16 protein-coding genes are annotated in these 17,512 nt (G+C 61.0%); 4 read left to right on the top strand and 12 right to left on the bottom strand.

What is annotated here, in order from left to right; genetic code table 11:
* Positions 1-63: 63 nt before the first annotated feature.
* From HAV22_RS25465 to HAV22_RS25480, 3 genes are all read left to right on the top strand, one after another.
* Complete coding sequence (locus HAV22_RS25465) at positions 64-357, top strand: hypothetical protein (protein WP_166862931.1); 294 nt, start codon at positions 64-66, stop codon at positions 355-357.
* A 24-nt stretch (positions 358-381) separates the two neighbouring features.
* Positions 382-4,233 (top strand): zincin-like metallopeptidase domain-containing protein, encoded by a 3,852-nt coding sequence (locus HAV22_RS25475; RefSeq protein ID WP_229421412.1) that lies wholly within the window; start codon positions 382-384, stop codon positions 4,231-4,233.
* 326 nt (positions 4,234-4,559) lie between these two features.
* The gene (locus tag HAV22_RS25480; protein WP_166863121.1) at positions 4,560-5,699 is read left to right on the top strand and encodes a Fic family protein; all 1,140 of its coding nucleotides are present in this window, start codon (positions 4,560-4,562) and stop codon (positions 5,697-5,699) included.
* Between the two features lie 87 nt (positions 5,700-5,786).
* Here HAV22_RS25480 and trbL read toward each other — a convergent pair whose 3' ends face one another.
* The 12 genes from trbL to HAV22_RS25540 form a co-directional block, all read right to left on the bottom strand.
* Positions 5,787-7,382, bottom strand: a complete 1,596-nt coding sequence (trbL, locus tag HAV22_RS25485) for a P-type conjugative transfer protein TrbL (protein WP_166863123.1) — start codon at positions 7,380-7,382, stop codon at positions 5,787-5,789.
* Positions 7,383-7,389: 7 nt separating this feature from the next.
* On the bottom strand, positions 7,390-7,593 hold the full coding sequence (trbK, locus tag HAV22_RS31865; protein WP_166863125.1) for an entry exclusion lipoprotein TrbK: 204 nt from the start codon (positions 7,591-7,593) through the stop codon (positions 7,390-7,392).
* A 15-nt stretch (positions 7,594-7,608) separates the two neighbouring features.
* A complete protein-coding gene (gene trbJ, locus HAV22_RS25495) occupies positions 7,609-8,385 on the bottom strand; it encodes a P-type conjugative transfer protein TrbJ (RefSeq protein ID WP_166863127.1) in 777 nt (258 codons plus the stop codon).
* Between the two features lie 15 nt (positions 8,386-8,400).
* Entirely contained in the window at positions 8,401-9,837 is a 1,437-nt protein-coding gene (locus HAV22_RS25500) for a TrbI/VirB10 family protein (protein WP_229421413.1), read from the bottom strand.
* A gap of 4 nt (positions 9,838-9,841) precedes the next feature.
* On the bottom strand, positions 9,842-10,288 hold the full coding sequence (locus HAV22_RS25505) for a conjugal transfer lipoprotein TrbH (RefSeq protein WP_166863129.1): 447 nt from the start codon (positions 10,286-10,288) through the stop codon (positions 9,842-9,844).
* Position 10,289: 1 nt separating this feature from the next.
* Positions 10,290-11,195, bottom strand: coding sequence for a P-type conjugative transfer protein TrbG (trbG, locus tag HAV22_RS25510; RefSeq protein ID WP_166863131.1), 906 nt, complete (start codon positions 11,193-11,195; stop codon positions 10,290-10,292).
* Positions 11,196-11,204: 9 nt separating this feature from the next.
* On the bottom strand, positions 11,205-11,978 hold the full coding sequence (locus tag HAV22_RS25515) for a VirB8/TrbF family protein (protein ID WP_208296371.1): 774 nt from the start codon (positions 11,976-11,978) through the stop codon (positions 11,205-11,207).
* Positions 11,975-14,563: a VirB4 family type IV secretion/conjugal transfer ATPase gene (locus tag HAV22_RS25520; protein ID WP_166863133.1), complete on the bottom strand. Its 2,589-nt coding sequence runs from the start codon at positions 14,561-14,563 to the stop codon at positions 11,975-11,977. The genes HAV22_RS25515 and HAV22_RS25520 overlap by 4 nt, the downstream gene beginning before the upstream one ends.
* Complete coding sequence (locus HAV22_RS25525) at positions 14,560-14,871, bottom strand: conjugal transfer protein TrbD (protein ID WP_166863135.1); 312 nt, start codon at positions 14,869-14,871, stop codon at positions 14,560-14,562. Before HAV22_RS25525 ends, HAV22_RS25520 begins: the two co-directional genes overlap by 4 nt.
* Positions 14,872-14,873: 2 nt before the next feature.
* Positions 14,874-15,302, bottom strand: coding sequence for a conjugal transfer system pilin TrbC (trbC, locus tag HAV22_RS25530; protein ID WP_166863137.1), 429 nt, complete (start codon positions 15,300-15,302; stop codon positions 14,874-14,876).
* A 9-nt stretch (positions 15,303-15,311) separates the two neighbouring features.
* On the bottom strand, positions 15,312-16,274 hold the full coding sequence (gene trbB / locus HAV22_RS25535) for a P-type conjugative transfer ATPase TrbB (protein ID WP_166863139.1): 963 nt from the start codon (positions 16,272-16,274) through the stop codon (positions 15,312-15,314).
* Positions 16,275-16,488: 214 nt separating this feature from the next.
* A complete protein-coding gene (locus HAV22_RS25540) occupies positions 16,489-16,887 on the bottom strand; it encodes a transcriptional regulator (RefSeq protein WP_166863141.1) in 399 nt (132 codons plus the stop codon).
* 379 nt (positions 16,888-17,266) lie between these two features.
* On the opposite strand from HAV22_RS25540, the gene HAV22_RS25545 reads away from it, so the two are divergent.
* Positions 17,267-17,437: a helix-turn-helix transcriptional regulator gene (locus HAV22_RS25545; RefSeq protein ID WP_166863143.1), complete on the top strand. Its 171-nt coding sequence runs from the start codon at positions 17,267-17,269 to the stop codon at positions 17,435-17,437.
* Positions 17,438-17,512: the final 75 nt, after the last annotated feature.

The following is a 17,512-nucleotide window of genomic DNA, read 5'->3' on the forward strand; positions in this document are numbered from 1 at the left end:
CCAAGCCCGGCGATGGCCGCGTGCTGCCCGAATTTCCACTTTCACGATCCAAGGAGCGACACCATGATTGATCCGACGATTGAAGCACTCATTGCTGCTGCCATCGAAGCCGGCGAAAACGGCCATCTGGACATATACCTGATGTCCGATCCTGATCCAGACCAGTCCACCCTTGCTGCCGCCAAGCTGCGCGACGCACTGGTCGTCGGCTTCGAACCGGACTTCACCCCGCACGAGGCCGATGCGGCCGGGGCCTTCCTCGAGGACGCACTCTGTGAGGTGGACGCGCGCGAGCCCCGTACGGGGCTGCGCCGGCTGCGCGTGACCGTCCTGCCGCCGAAGGCGCGAGCCGTTTGAGTGCTGCACCGGGAGCGAACAGACATGGACACCACCGAACATAAAAAACCCTTCCACGTGACCGTTGCAGAGAAGCTGGTCAAGCAACTGGAGCAAGGCACGGCTCCCTGGCAAAAGCCATGGGAGCCGGGTATGGACCTGCCGACGAATCCCGTCAGCGGCAAGCGCTACCGCGGCATCAACGCCTTACACCTGATGAGCGAGGGGCGCGGCGATCCGCGCTGGCTGACCTACCGGCAGGCGCAGGCCATGGATGCCCAGGTACGCGCCGGCGAGAAAGGCACGACGATCCAGTACTGGAAGTTTGCAGAAGAACGGCCGCTCGAACGCGATGGCAAGCCTGTGCTCGACGGACGAGGGGAACCGGTCAAACAGACGGTCAAGCTCGAGCGGCCCCGCGTGTTTTTAGCGACCGTGTTCAACGCCGAACAGATCGACGGTCTGCCTCCGTTCACGGCACGAAAAGAACACGCATGGGATCCTATCGAACGGGCCGAGCGCATCCTGCGGGCGTCCGGCGCCGTGATCCGGCACGACGAACGGGACGCGGCGTATTACCAGCCGCGGGCCGACACCATTCACCAGCCGGGCAAGGGACAATTCCCGGATGCCGCCTCGTACTATGTCGTATCACTGCACGAACTGGGGCACTGGACCGGGCACAGCACGCGGCTTGGCCGTGACCTTGCGCACCCGTTCGGCAGCGAAGGCTACGCGCGCGAAGAGCTGCGCGCCGAGATCACCAGCATGATGCTCGGGAACGAAATCGGAATCGGCCACGATCCGCAGCGGCACGCGGCCTACGTCGGCAGCTGGATCAAGGCGCTGCGGGATGACCCTCTGGAGATCTTCCGTGCCGCCGCCGACGCCGAGAAGATGTGCGAGTATGTGCTCGGGCTCGAACAGAAGCAGTTGCAGGACCTGTCCCCCGAACAAGCGTCGCCGCCTGCGGAAGCGGCGCATCCCAAGGCATTCGTACAACCCGATGGAACGCTGTGCGAGTGGGACTCAGGCGCCGCGGTACCCGATGACTGGCACGGTGTCGTCAAGAACCAGGGAGCGTTCTGGTATGTCGGTAACGAAGGGGGCGAACGTTCCTTCACGGTGCTGGCGGCAAGCGAGTACCAGGATGCCGAAGCCGAGGCAGCATGCGTGCAGGCGCTGTCCGTCGACATCCGGCAGGTTCTGGACGACGTTGGGTCGTCCCTCGCCCCCTATCAAGGCTACCAGAGCGAGAGTCTGGAAGCGACGATGCGCAGCTGGCATCTGACATCGATCGCCAGCGTAACCGGCAGCGTCCCGGCGACATTCCACGAGACGGCCGAGGACCGTCTGTCGGCCGTGTTTGGTGTCGAACCTGGCGGCACCGGTGCGGACACTGCGTACCTGGAGTGCGCCCGGCTTTCGCAGGCATTTGCAAGGGTAGCGTATCGGCTCCTACACGTCACCAATCAGGAGAGGAATATGAATGGAATCGACTTGGCTGCGACGCTCCTGCAGGCGCCGGAAACGGCCGAGGCCGACGGCGTCGAACGCCAACGTCGCGCCGAAGCATGGACGCTTAGCCATCTTGTACAAGGAACACAGGAGCGTGCGTTCGACAAGGCCTCGCTCGGGCAACTCAAGCGCGTCGAGCACGCATTGACCGCGATGCAGCCGGCGGAACCAAATAACCCGTTCTGGGAAAGGCACGCGCTTCCGCCGGACGTCGAGAAATTGGGGGAGCAGATCCACCAGGCGCTTGCAGCGGTCGCCATACGCCAGTTAGACATGCGCGTGGCGACGACCCGGCTTGCGCTCATTTCCGGGCAGGCCGTTGGGCGGGAGACTAACGCGGACGCCGCCACCTTCGCCAGTGAAACCGAAGGCGCGCTTGGGTTTACGCTGCCGCACGACTGGACGGGCGACGTACGCGTCGAGGGAACCGTCACGATGGATGCCAACGGCCAGCAGAAGGTCGTTCCAGCACAAGCCACCGGGCGCATGCCCGAAGCATGGGGTGTGTATGCCAGGCGCGGCGACGGCAGCTATCAATGGCTCGCGAATCGGACAACCGAAGACGAGGCCGAGCGCATAGCCGAAAGGCTGGCGCGGATCGACGCGCATTCAACGCTCAACGAATATGAGAAGGCGGCCAAGTTTGCGCGCATCCACGAGGCGCGAGTAAGACGCTCCCAGGACAGCACGGACGAAGACATCATGGCGGCGAAGGAGGCGCGCAAGAATGCCGAGGCCAACATGACCTTGCACGACGCCGATCTGCAGCGACGAATCGAGCATGCCGAACGCGAGCGTGGTCGCGAAGCGGTTGAACAAGATGTTCCGGGCGCTGCAAAAATGCTGATCGTGGTGCCATACAAGGAAAAGGACGAAGCCAAAGTGCTGGGAGCAAGATGGGACCGGCGGCAGCAGTCTTGGTATGTGCCCGCCGGCATGGATCCGGCGCCGTTCTCGAAGTGGTCGCAAACCCGCGGGCCAGAGGCCGGAGAACCGGCGTCACCTATCGCCACAGCCACGCAAACCGGAAGTGGTCGCGTCTATCTGGCCGTGCCGTACAGCGAACGGCACGGAGCCAGGGCCGCCGGTGCGCTATGGGACAAGGCTGCCTGCTCATGGTATGCAGGACCGCAGGGGAACATGGCTGCTCTCGCCAAGTGGCGTCCAGAGAACGTCGCGGCACAGCAGGATCCTTCGATGACGCCACGGGAGGAATTTGCCGGGTTCCTGAAGTCGCTCGGCTGCGTGATCAGCGGCGAGCATCCGATCATGGACGGAAAGTCGCACCGGATCAGCGTGGAGGGCGAAAAATACAGCGCCAATGCCGGCTCCGGCTTCTATGTCGGGCATCTGGACGGGCACCCGGCCGGCTACGCCAAGAACAACAAGACCGGGCGCGAAGAAAACTGGAAAGCGATGGGCTACATGCTAGGTACCGAGGAGAAAGCCCGTCTGGCCGCCGAGGCGACCACGAAGCTGCAGGAGCGCGAAGCGGAGCTGGCAAAACGTCATGAGCTGGCCGCACAGCGAGTGGCCACCCAGTTGGCTAAGCTGGTGCCAGTCGACCATCCTACGCCGTACATGGTAGCGAAGGGACTTCGGCCGCAGCCAGGCACGTTCACCGACAAGGATGGCAAGAAGACCTGCCTTCCGGCGATCGATGCGAACGGCAAGCAATGGACGATGCAATACGTCGGCGAGGACGGTACGAAACGGTTTGCGAAAGACAGCAGGAAGGAAGGCTGCTTCCACGTGATCGGCCAAGGCCTGGATGAACTAGCCAACGCGCCGGCGATCGTGATCGCGGAGGGTTACGCGACCGCCGCCACGCTGCGCCAGACGCTGGGATATGCGACCGTGTCGGCTTTCGACTCCGGCAATCTCGCGCCAGTGGCGCAGGCGCTGCACGAGAAGTATCCGGACAAGCCAGTCGTCGTCGCGTGCGACGATGACCGTCATCTCGAACTGACCCAAGGTGTGAACCCGGGCCGCAGCAAGGGCGAGGAAGCTGCACAGCTGGTCGGGGGAATCGCCCTGCTCCCGATCTTCGCACCCAGCGAAAACGCCTACCCTGCGGGGCTTGATCCTGTAACACCCGAACTGTTTCGCAAGCACCAACGAACCGGCGCGACGCTGAGCGAGGAACAGCTAGCGGCGCTCGAACGCATGAAGCAGTTCACTGACTTCAATGATCTCGCGAACCGCAGCGTGCTCGGTCGGGATGGCATCGAGCGCCAGGTAAAAGCTACGTGCAACTCCTCGGTCGCCAGCGATGCCTCCGTCGAACAACAGGAAGTGCAGCGGATCCGCCAGCTGGCACAAGACACAGCACAGGAGCAGAAACCTAAGCGACGCCGGAAGACCGCTACGATCGCTTGAGCCTAAGTTTCCGGGCCGCGCTCTATTGGGCGGTCTGGACACCTGCAACGTCATCATCATTGGCATGCTCGACCGTTGTGCCAAGCCGGTCCTGCAGCGTGCCTCTAAACCTTCGGATTGTCGCCTCCCGAATGGACGCCTCGTGGACCGCTAACCGCAACGTGCCCTGCCGCCAAGAGTCGACCGCCAATATCATGAGGACTTCGTCTCCGTTGTCGTTCCGTTGTAGAGATAGCGAAAGTCACTGCGGGGAATACTGGAGCAATCACCGCAATTTCTGCGTTGTTTAAATTGCTCATGCGGCGATTACGACTTACAATCACCGCATGAAATGCGGAGATTATTCTTATATATGGCAAGCTTCTGATTGGCCGAACTGGCGCTACGATCTGGCGGCACTGGCATCGCCTCTCGCGCAGGTCAGCCAGGCACAGGGACTTTTGCTGGGTCGGCTCACCGATATTGGCTTGGGTTTGCGAGACCAGGCCAGTCTTGCCGCGCTGACCGATGACGTCATCAAGACTAGCGAAATCGAGGGCGAACACCTGAACGTTGCATCGGTACGCTCGTCCATCGCGCGCCGCCTCGGGGTTGATATCGGTTCCCTGGCGCCGGTAGACCGACATGTGGAGGGCGTGGTCGAAATGGTGCTCGACGCGACGATCAACAGTGCGTCGCCGCTCACGCAGCCGCGCCTGTTTGGCTGGCATGCCGCTTTGTTCCCGACCGGTTATTCAGGCCTAAACAGGATCGCCATCGGCACGTGGCGCGACGATGCGCAAGGCCCGATGCAAGTTGTCTCTGGCCACATTGGCCGCCAACGCGTGCACTACGAGGCGCCGCCAGCCGAGCATTTGTCCGACGAGGTAGAGCGCTTTCTGGAATGGCTCAATGCACCGTTTCAGGTAGAGCCGGCGCTGATCCGCGCCGGACTGGGACACCTATGGTTCGTCACACTACATCCGTTCGACGACGGTAACGGCCGCATCGCACGCGCCATAGGCGATCTTTTGCTGGCACGGGCGGATGGCAGTCCCCAGCGCTTCTACAGCCTGTCGGCGCAGATACAACGTGAGCGGAAAGCCTATTACGAGATCTTGGAGCGTACCCAGAAGCGGAACCTGGATGTGACGGAGTGGCTCCTTTGGTTCCTGCAGATGCTTGGCGAGGCCGTGCGGCTGGCCAATCACGCTCTCGATGCCGTGCTGGACAAGGCCCGTTTCTGGCAGCGCCTGTCGGGAATCGCGCTTAACGAACGTCAGGTAAAGGTCCTCAACCGCCTGCTCGATGGTTTCGAAGGCAAACTCACCAGTAGCAAATGGGCCGCGCTGGCCAAATGCTCGCCCGATACCGCGCTACGGGACATCCAAGAACTGGTAACCCAGGGAGTTCTGCAGCGCTCTGGAGCCGGTGGGCGCAGTACCAGCTATGACTTGGTAAAGAAAGGGCTGAATCCTCAGCCCTAGCTGCTGGTTGGGCAGCGGCGGAGACGGAACACGCGACATCTTCCAGCAGATCTTGTGGGAAGTCGAGAGCGAACATGGCCCGATCTCCTACGAACGATCGCGGAAAGCAGCTACCTCTGATTCACGGTCAGCCGCGCCATCGGCGACGGACAAACTACCTGCACCGAAGGACACTGCTTTGTCAGCGGCTTCTCGGGCATTAATCGCCGCAGCGATCTTGCCGCCAGTTGTTTCGCGAATACGGTCGAGCGTACTCGTTTTCGTATCGCCAAATTTGTCCTTGGCTACATCCCAAGAACCGACTGCTAAGTTGCCCACCGTCCCTACAGCTACCTTACCTGCCTTAGCTGCGATTAAGCCAAGTGCTTTGATCGCCGTACCACGTTTCACTTCGCCAGGAGAGCCCTCATCCTTTCCAAAGCCCTTTGCCGATGTTTGGGCACCTAAAGGCATTTTTCCTATTGTTGCCCCTCCACCTGAACCGCCGAGACCTGCCTTAAAGGCATCTGTCGACGCTGGGGTCCCGCCACCGGAGTTGACAGCGCTAGTTTGTCCTTCGCCCATTGCGGCCGCCAGCGGACTGCTGACGCCACTTCCCGAGGTTCCAGGCGCGTTTTGTCCTAAAGTTCCGGACTCGCTTTGTAACAAGCTTGCACCACCAACATTTTCCGCAGCATTCGCTTTGGAGAAAGCCGCCATCAACGCTTGAGCTCCTCCTCCAAGACCTGCAGCACCAGAAGCGAGAGCAGCCCCGGCCGTAGCCATGCCGGCACTTGCAACCGCAGCTGCACCGATCACAGCTCCTACTCCGAACCCACTTCCCAAGGCTGGATTGCCAGCTCCCGCAAGACTTCCAATGAGACCTGGAACGGTTTCAATAAGTCGAAGCAGGACCAGGGCTGCGATTAGCATCACGCTCAACTCTTTGAGCGTGAGTCCCGTGCTCATCCCAGTGTAGTAAAGATCGACAAAGGATTTCCCTACTCCAACGAGAAAGATCATCGTGAAGAGTTGTGCCGCAATGTTGAGGACCGTCTTGTAATATGCAATTGCCATGTCAGAGGTCCAGCGCGAGCCACCAAAGCCCAGGAAAAAAACGCCTGCATAGCTCAGAATCCATCCGCTGACCAAAAGAAGCAGCATGTTGACGGCCACAAGGGCAAAAACAACGAGCACAATACCGCTGATAACCAATCCAGTCGCACTATCGATGGGTTTCCAAACGGTCGACATATCGAGCACTTTGAAAAAAATATCAAAGCCTATGTCGACAATCCCTGACGGGGCCAAGGTATTCGGTACGCCTGCGGCCTCAGCAGCTACTTGACGCAGTGAGCTGGTGATTGAGTTAGAAAAAGCAGGACCATTCGTCAATGCCCACCAAAAGAAACCGGTGAAGATGGTAAAGCGCACGAACTCGGTGTAAAACTCGGCCAAGTCAGCTTTACGTACTGCCATGATTCCGAAAGTCCAGACCATGCTGATGACGACCAACGTCCAAAACAGCCAGCTCGCACGCGTAGTGACCAGCGTGCCCCACGTTGCCGCGGCGGCTGAATAGCGGTCGAGAACTGTATCAAGAATACCTCGGTTATCGACGGCAGCCATTGCTCGCGCCGAAAACAATGCGAGCGAAGAGAGCATCAACAGCGACAGGTATCTCAGGTTGACCGGCTGTCTCATGTTAGCCTCACCAATTCCTTGCTGGGCTGGGCTTAAAGGATGGTCCAGCGCGCGGGCATTTCTTCGCCAGTTCGATTTGCTGCGCCTCGCTTAACTTCCCTGTGGCCAGCTCTACACAATTCGGGCTTGCCACCGTATCCGCCCGGTCACTGCAAGCGCTCAAAGCTCCGGCACCTAGAAAAAGCACCACGAAAAACTGCGTCGCGTTCATGGCTGAGATCCCCCTTTACCAAGTGCGGGCCAGGCTTCGTTGGAACTTCCCCGCACGCAGCTGCACGGCCGCAGCAGCTTCTTTTGCCTCCTGATCTGCAAGGAATTGGCCACGTGTGGCAACCGCGTTCTGCTGCGCGATGAGCAGCGCCCGGATCTGCAGTAACTGATTCGCCTGATGGCTGGCCAGCTGGTTCGCGTAACCGAGCGCCTGCACCTGCCCTTGCGCGCCCTGGGCCGATGTCTGCAACCGCTCGAGCTGGCGCGCGTCAGCGACCATGGCATCCTGCTGCCGGTCGAGACCACGGAACAGGGCGTCGTTGGCCTTCTTCTGGGCCTCCGATCCGAGGCGCTGGGACACCTGCATCGCCTCCCACTCAGCCTGAGTGCAGCCGTTGTATGAGAAGCAGCGCGAGGCCTGGTAGGTGTTCATGTCCTTGAACTTGCCGAGGTAGGTATCGACGCTGCCGAGGGTGTTCTTGTAGTAGACCAGCGTGTCGATCGAAGCGCGCAGCTGGTTCATGGTGGACTGCGCCTGATCCCAGATATTCGAGGTCGGTGCCGCCGTGTTGCGCAGCATGTTCTCGTATTGCAGCAGTTGAGTCTGGTACTGCTGGATTTGCTTCAAGGTCTGGGAAATGCTTTCTCTCGCAGTGATTGTGGATTGAACCACGTTCGCGGCGTCGACGACCGCCCACTGGGCGGAGGCTGGCGCAGTCAATCCCACCCCAACGGAGAACGCCAGGGCTGATGCGACTTTAGCGGCCGAAATGGTGCTGCGCGGAGTGTTCATGGGCTTCTCCTTGCGTTAATAATCGAATGGTTCATACGGCTTGGAAAACGTCAAATCCTTGGTGACGATGACGTTGAAGCGATAGCCGGGTCGGATCTCAAGCGTGGGCGCGATGTTGAGGTTCTTCGCGACGAGCTGTGCGGTCACCTGGCCCAACTGCTGCCCGACCGCTTCGCTCATTGCGCTACCAAAACTCGGACGGCCATACCCGCTGTTCTCGGGCTGGCTGGTCGCGATCCCCGCCGTCACGGCCGACATCAGGAAGGCGGACGAGAAGGTCTTCCAGTAGTGGTTATTCACCTTGTCGTTAAAGCCCGCATATCCGGCGCTGTCCACGCCCGACATAGCGCCGATGTCCATTGCCTTCCCATCAGGGAAGACGATGCGCTGCCAGGCGACCAGCACCCGTGCCTGGCCGTAGGCGACGTCACTGGAGTAGGCCCCGACCAGGCGCGAGCCCTGCGGTATCAACTTCCATTTGCTGCGGGGCGTGTCGTACACGTCCTGACTAACCTGCGCCATGATCTGACCGGGCAGCTCCGAGTTGATGCCCGAGATTAGAATTGCCGGGATCACGAAACCTGCGCGCAGCTCGTAGGGTGTACGTGGCGCTTCCGGCTGAGCATCGAGCCGCCAGCGGTCGCCCTGCCCTCCCGCGAACTGAGCCACGTCGTTGCGCCCGCCGCCCGCCTGCACCGGCTGCAAAATACCGGATATACCCGACTCCTGGGCAGATTGGCTTGCGCGCAGCAACTGCAGGCGACCTTTGTACGCGGCGGTCGGATCATCGGTGGCCGCTGATTCGATCTGCTGGCGCGCGACCGCCAACTTGGCCAGGACCTCGTCTCGGTTGGCTGGCGTGGCGCCGGCGAATGGGTTCGAAGCCGAACCAGAGACAGCGCTCGAAGCGGCGCTGCGCGGTGCCACGCCCTGCAGGCTCGAACGTGCCCTCGCCGCCTCGTCGAGCTGCTGCAATTTGATAGTTCGGATACGTGCGGCCTCGTCGTCAGCCGGACTGCGCGTTCCACCCTGCGCCGCCATCTGCTGATCCTGTGTCCACTGCTGTTGGGTCGAGGTGGGTGGCGCTGGCGGCAGGTCCGGATTCTCGGGTCTCGCGGTTACCAACGCGGTCTGGCTCGCCTCGGCCGATTCAGGTGGCGCGGGAATCGACGGCGCCACCGCTGCCGCCTGGACCATGCCGTATTTCTGATCGCCCACAATTGCGTTAGCCAACATCGTCGCATTGCCGGCCTTCTGCGGCGCCTTCTCGATCGGTTCATTCTGTTGCCGGGCGCGGTTGGCAGCGACCGACGCCATGATCACCAGGAACGTCGTCATGGCGCCGCCAAGGATGTACAGCGGCACATTGTTCACGCGCCGGACGCCGGCGCTCTTTGACTGCTGCCCCGGAGAGGCGTCCGGCGACATGTCGTGTTCTGGCACGCCGCTCATGGCCCTACTCCTTCCGTACCCAATAGCCGGCCGGCGCCACGCTACCATCCTTGGCCAGGTACACGCGCGACAGGCTCTGAGCATCGATTGTCAGCGTGACCCGGTACATATCGGTTCCGGACGGCTGGTCGAAAACATAGGCCAGCGTTCTGTGCTTGCCATTGTCGTCGGCACCGGACCTGGACGTCGGCATCTGTTCCTGCAGCGCATAGCCCTGCGCCCGCAACGTGGCCACCAGCGAAGTGCCGAATGGATCGGTGGCGCCATGCTGTAGCTCGAAGCGGGTACCTGCCGGCGGGTACAGCGTGACCAGCTTTTTGACTGTGTCATCGGCCATTTTCTTGTCGATGGCGTCACTGGCCATCGCGAAGCGGCCGTAGCCGACGGGTTTGGGAGTAGCTGCGCAGCCGGCCAAGGCAGCCAGCAGCGCCAGGAGAGCGATCTTGCGCATGTCATTTCTCCTTGGTGATCGTAATGCGCTCCTGGTTCTTGCCAGCGCCGGCAATGAGGATCGCTTTCTGAAACACGTTGTCGACGATGTAGCGGTCGCCCTGCACGCGATAGTTGACGGTGACCGTCTCATCGTCGTCGCTTAGCCAGCCACCTTCCTTGCGCACTACCAGCAGGACCGGCGCTTCGGCCTGGTTCATGGTGGCAGGCATCTGGATCACCGTCCTGGTGCCATCGTTGTAGACACGGACCGGCTTCCACGCCGTCGCGCCCTTGACCTCGTAGTTGAAGCTCAGGTCGCGCACGTCTTCCTGCGTGCCTGGAAGCGTACGCTCCTGCTTGAGCCTTGCCTCTCTCATCCGGACTTCGTCCCATTTGGCCGCAGCGTCTTCCATGTACGTGAAGCCGACGCGTGGCATGTAGTCGGTCCGGTGCGAGCGCAGGCGGATGTGGTAGGTGCGCCGGTTAGTGGTAACAATCAATGACGTCTCCAGCCCAACGTCGATTGGTTTAACGACCAGGTGCTGGACCTCCGTCCGGCCGCTGCCGCTGATCGCCGGCTCCACCGTGAAGCGAGTGTCGCCAACGTTCATGTTGTTGACCTGCTCGCCGGCCTGCAGTTCGATGTCGCACACCTGTAGTACCGCGCACACGACGGTGATCCGCTGGGCACCGTAGACAAAGCGAACCATGCCGTCGGGACCAGGAACCGGTTTAATGGCGTCGCCGCTGGCTTGCCAGCGCTGGGACACGGCGAGCGCCGCCTTTTCCTGGCTGGTCAGCTTCCCGTTCTCTTTCGAGAAGTATGCGTCGGCGGCCTTGCGCTCTGCGGTGGCCGCGCCCGTTTCGCCAGCCAGGGCGGCAAGAGGCAGAGTGCAAAGGGTCGCTGCAATCAAATGCTTTTTCATGGCATGCCCTTAAAGTTGTTTTGACCAGGTGAAGTCGCGCACGTAGATGCCCAGCGGGTTGTCACGCATCTGCTCTTCCGTCGTTTCCGCCGTTGCCTCGACCGTGTACACCGTCACCAGGGCGCGCCAGCGCTGGGGCGCCGACTTGAGCACGCCCTGGCGGTCGCGCGTGGTCTCGATCCAGTCGACCTGCCAGGTTTCGCCAGTCTGCTGCAGCGTCGTCTCGACCTCGATGCTCACGGTCTCGTTGGCGGCGCGCTTGAACGGCGAACTGGCCTCGGTACCATTCAGCCACTCATTCATCTTGGCCGTAGCCGCATCGTTTGGCGCCAACATCGCGTACACCCGAAGCACGGCCTTGCGCTGCAGCGCGACGTCGGGCGTGACCAATCGCGCATCGGTGATCCACGACGCTACGCTCGCACGTACCACGCGCGGGTCGGCCGCCTGCGCGCGGTCCAGCGGCTTGGCGGCGGCGTACTGCCCGAGCTTGTCGACCTCGACGACCATCGGGATGAATTTCGACCGGCTCCCGATGTAGGTCATGCCGCCAACCGCTGCCAGTGCGATGAGCAGGCACAATGCACCGCCCAGCACGGCCATCTGGCGGCTCGCGACAACGCCGCCGACATAGTCGTTCCAGGTGCGACGCGCGGCCAGGTACGGATTCTCGCTTTCATCCGGCCGGCGGCCGCCATCCAGCCGCCCGCCACTTCGGCGCGGATCGTCCGTCGGCTTGCGCTGTTTCAGCCCCTTGAACATGGGGCCAATATTGATTTTCATGTCGTCACCTCGTCATTGGTGGAGACCTCGTTCGAGAATGCGTTCGATACGCTCGACCCAGGCAGATAGTCGGCCAGGCGCAAGCCCCTGCTGACCAGCCACTCGTGCACCCAGCCGTCGCCATGCTTGGCTTCCAGCCGCTTGATGGCGGCGATCGAATCCTTGTCAGTCGCCCCAGCGAACGCCAGCGCGAGCGGGCCGATGGCGGTGTCGTACAGGCGCCGTCCCGACTCGGTGACACAGTAATACTGGCGTTTCGGGATCGCGCCGGCAAGGATGTCGATCTGGCGATTGTTAAGCCCCATGCGGTGGTACAGCGCCGCCGTGTCTTCCTCGCGTGCGTTCAGGTTCGGTAGGAATATCTTGGTAGCGGTGGATTCCACGATTACGTCGAGAATCCCGCTGCCTGCGGCATCGGTCAGACTTTGCGTCGACAGCAGCACAAGACAGTTTTTCTTGGCAAAGGCTTTGAGCCATTCACGGATCTTGTCCCTGAATACGGGATGGCCAAGCATCAGCCAGGCTTCGTCGATCAGGATCGCCGCAGGCTGGCCGTGCAGGCTCCGCTCGATACGACGGAAGAGATACAGCAGCACCGGCAGTGCGTACTTCTCGCCCAGGTTCATCAGCTCTTCGATTTCGAACGTCGTGAACCGCGACAGCTCGAGGCCATCCTCCTCGGCATCGAGCAGGTGACCCATCATGCCGTCGACGGTGTACTGCTTCAGCGCCTCGCGGATCTCCTCGTCCTGGATCGTCAGCGACAGCTCGGACAATGTTCTTGCCTCGCTTTCGTGCATGTTCATGATGGCGTTGCCGATCTCGTTGCGCTGCGCCGGCGTAGTCTGCACACCGTTGAGCGCGAGGATCGTATCGATCCAACCCATCGCCCAGGCGCGGTCGGCTTTCGTCGCGAGGAACTGCAAGGGACAGAAGCTGAGGCGATCATCGGCCGCGACCTCGAAGTGGTGGCCTCGTACGGCCTTCGTGGTCGGGTACATCGACATGCCCTTGTCGAACGCGTAGATCGACATGCCGGCGTAGCGCAGCAGCTGTAATGCGATCAGCGCCAAGTGGGTCGATTTGCCGGAGCGCGTCGGGCCAATCATGAGGGAGTGTCCGAGATCGCGCACATGCAGGTTCAGGCGGAACGGCGTCGAGCCCTGCGTCACGCACTGCATCAGCGCAGGCGCGTTTGGCGGATACATCGGACACGGCGCATGATCCAGACCGGTCCAGATCGTGCTCGTCGGCAGAAGGTCGGCCAGGTTCAAGGTGTTGATCAGCGGCCGGCGCACGTTCTCGACGCCGTGGCCCGGCAAGCTGCCAAGGAACGCATCGAGCGTATTGATGGTCTCGACGCGCGCCCCGAAGCCGAGCCGGTTGATCGCTTTCTCGATCATGCGCGCCGACCGCTCCAATTGGTCGCGGTCCTCGTCCAGCAGCACGACGACGCTCGTGTAGTAACCCTGCGCCACCAAGCCTGAGTTGACCTCAGCGATCGCCGCCTCGGCGTCGGCCACCATCGATAAGGCATCCTGGTCTATCGCACCGTTGTTGGTATTGAAGACCTGATCGAAGAAGCCGCGGATTTTCTGCCTCCACTTCTTGCGGTATTTCTCGAGGTGCGCGACCGCCTCGTGCGGTTCCATGAAGATGAAGCGCGACGACCAGCGATATTCGCAAGCCTGCTCGGCAAGGGCGGTCAGGATGCCGGGCGACGACTCGAGGGGAAAGCCATCGATCGCGACCACCTGGACGAACTTGCGTCCGATGCGCGGCACGACGCCGCTCCACAGTTCCACGCCGCCAATCAGGCAGTCGAAATACATCGGATGACTGGGCAGCATCACCGGATGGTTCTTCCCTGTCGAGCAGAACTGCAGCCAGCGTAGGAAATCATCGTGCGTGATGCTCGCACCGTCTTCCTGCACAATCTTCTGTCCACGCAGGCGCGTCAGCGTGAGCACGGCGGACAGGCGCGACTCGATATTGACGCACTCGCGCTTGAAGTAGTCGATCAACCCCAGGGTGCGCGAATGGTGGTCGGGTGCGACTTCTTCGTCATCGAACATCATTTCGACGAACTTGCGCTCGGCCAGAACAGGCGGAAAATACGTCACGCTTAGCACGAAGTAGCCTTCGTACATGGTGCCTAGCCCCTGGAACAGCCGGCGCCGTTCCTCGTCGACCGCCTCCGATATCGGGTCGGGAAAGTGCGACAGCTGCGCTTCAGGGTACTCGGGTGCAGGACGACGCACCGCGTCGACATGCATCATCCAGCCGTTGCCGAGGTTCGAGAGCGCCTGGTTGACCCGGACCGATGTCATGTTGCGCTGCTCGTCGGTGCTGTTGGCATTGTCGTCGCCCTGGTAAAGCCAGGCCGCCATGAAGGCTCCGTTCTTGCAGACGACCACACCATCGTCCACCACGGCCGCGTAGTTGAGCAGGTCGGCGAACCCGGGGCCGGTCGCGCGGTGCCGCTTCAGTTGCAGCGCGCTGTTCGCGGCGCGGATCCGCAGATATAGCATCGACAGCATCACGGAGCCTGCGATGGCAAACGCGATTGCCAGTAAGCCGTTCATTTGTATTGCCTCCCCTGACTCCTGGTATTCATCCTGAAGGGTGTACTGCGCGCCGGGTAGTACGTCTGATAGCGGCGATGCCGCATGTAGACGAAGCGCAGCTGGGGGTCAGCCTTGGCCATGCGCCGGCACGCAAACAGCGCGCCCAACCAAAGCGACAGCCCGACCACCGTCGCCCGCAGCTCCTGTGCCTGGAAGATCAGCGCAAAAGCCAGCAGGCCGGCCATCATGACTAGTTCCCTGTCGCCACCCATGAACAGGTTGTGCCTGTTACCAGCGCGGCGGATCGGAATCGTGCGCAGGGCCATGGCTAGCCCACCAATCGGGTCCCCGTTGCGACCAAAAGCCCGCCGTGCGTGTTCATGACGTCGCTCACTGCAGCGATTTCCGCGCCGCGGCCGAAGAAGGTGCTCATCATGTTCTGTGCGCCGACCAGCAGGGCCATCACCAGCACCACAAACAGCATTGTGCGGAAAAAGCCGTTCAGGTCTCCGCCCAGAATTAGGGTTCCTCCGGATACGACGATACCCACGAGCGACAGGGCGAATGCCACCGGCCCGGTCACGCTGTTGCGAAGATTGCCGAGCCACGATTCGTAAGGGAGTGAGCCACCTGTTCCCTCCGACGCGAAGGCGTACCGCGGGGCCAGCAGCACGTACGCGAGCAGGAGCGCCAGAAAAAGGTAAGGCAAAAAGGCGCGGGGAAACGGGAATTGCGGGGCAAAGCGGATCGGCTCCATTTGACACTCCTAGAGGGTTTTAGAGAGATAGCGGCCTGCCGCGTAGCCGGAGATCTCGTGGATCTCCTGCACGCGGCGGCCTTCGGGAACGCGGTTGATATGCACGACGAGATGGACGACCTCGCCGATCAGGGGTTCGATTTCGGAAGGTGCGGCCTCGTTGCGGGTGATGAGCGATTTCAGACGCGTGAGGCCGGCGAGGGCGCTATTGGCATGGAGTGTGGCGGCGCCGCCCTCATGTCCGGTGTTCCAGGCGTCGAGAAGATCAAGTGCCTCGGCGCCGCGTACTTCGCCAACCAGGATCCGGTCCGGGCGCATGCGCAGGATGACCTTGAGCAGCGTCGTCATCGGGACATCGAGTGCCGTGTGGTACTGGATGCAGTTCGTGGCCGTGCACTGGATCTCGCCTGTGTCTTCGATAATGCACACGCGTTCGTCGGGGTCGGCGCGCACCATCTCACTGATGATTGCGTTGACGAGCGTGGTCTTGCCGGAACCAGTCCCTCCAGTGACGAGAATATTTCGATGCTGGCGAACCGCGTCTTTGAGCGCTTCGCAATGACGGGTCTTCATGATTCCCGCCTCGACATACTGATCGAGCGTGAAGACGGCAATGGCGCGTTTACGAATCGCAAAGGTGGGGGCCGAGACGATCGGCGGCAGCTGGCCGGCGAAGCGCGAACCATCGAGCGGTAGTTCGCCTTCGACCAACGGGTGAGTTTTGTTGACCACCTGATCCAGGGCCGCGGCCACGGTCTTGATGATGGCTTCGGCCTTCGCCTGCCTCATCTCGCCGATGCGGCGCATCCCCTCCCCCAGCCGTTCCTGCCACAGGCAGCCGTCGGCGTTGAGCATGATTTCAACCGTACGGGGATCAGCGAGCACGGCAAGGAGCTCTGGCCCCATGTCGCGCATCAGCCTTTCCTTGGCACGCGTCTTTACGGTTGCAACGATGTCATCGCGCTCGGTCATGATTTCTCGCTCTAGGTTATGTCGAGCGATGCTACGTGACCGGGGATATACCGAAACGATCTAGAACAAAGGATGTGTGGGTCGCTACGCTAAACCGAACTTGCTTGCGTGATCTCAAGCGGATTGCCTAGCGTTAAGAATCAGCGGTAACCGGCCAGTTCGACAAACTGGCCGCGACTCTCGCTAATGCTTTCGGAATTGACGACTGAGCAGACTATGTCTTCTTGGCGGGGCCAGTCTTCCGCCGTACTTTTGCGGCATCAAGACGCTTGCGGTTCTCTTGGTCCCACTGCCTGACCGTGAATGCCTGGAATTCGGTAAGAATTGCCGCGACGCGAGCGTATCCCTCCGGCAGACTCAGCCTTGATTTACCGCCCGCGAGTGCCTCCAGGGTCTGCCTGTCCAAGTCTGTGGTTTCAAGCAGTGCAGGCAGCGGCGTGTCGAGCGCGTGCGCGATCGCCTCCATGATGCGCAGGGACGGATTGGCTTGGTCGTTCGTCAGGTCGGAGAGAAATGACACCGACATGCCGGCCTTTTTTGCCAGCTCGCTCTTGGTCATCCCGATGTCGTCTAGGATGCGCAGGATGTTCGTTAGGAGGATCAGGTTGTACACGCAGGCTCCGACAGGTTAAGCAAATTTAGCCGCTAAAATTTGCTACGCCTCATCAAGTGGGACAGCAGGACGCTAGGGGTCTAGGTCAAATGCGGCGCGTTTGGTCGTTTCAGTGTATCGCAGAAGTACTTCTGTGATCAGCAGTCCCCAATCGTTGGCAAACTGGTGCCGTTGCCCTACCCTGCAGGAGGGCCATTGATGTATCCGAAATAACCGACGCGTTAAGCTTCCGAAAACAATACATCACGACGATACTAAGATCAGTTTCGAAATATCGGAAACGACGCGCCTTGCTCCACTAATTTTCGGAAGGCTGCAGCCACCTTCTCGAGGGCATAGCAATGTCAATTGAGCAATAATTTGTTGAGGAACGTGAGTCATGAAAAACGACGAGTCAGCGGTAAGGAACTCAAGCCAGCCTGCTGAGTTGCGCCTCATCCGATTGAAAGAAGTCCTTGCGATTTGCGGAAAATCCAGGAGTAGTGTCTACGATGCGATGGCTTTGTTGCACAAATCCGTCCCCGCGGCGGCCAAGCTGGGCCACGGGTAAACTGACGGGATGAGTGCACCAGCCAAACCGAAATACCGAACGACCAACTGGAAGGAATACAACGAAGCGTTGAGA

It is taken from the genome of Telluria antibiotica, assembly GCF_011682055.1.
Lineage (GTDB): Bacteria > Pseudomonadota > Gammaproteobacteria > Burkholderiales > Burkholderiaceae_D > Telluria > Telluria antibiotica.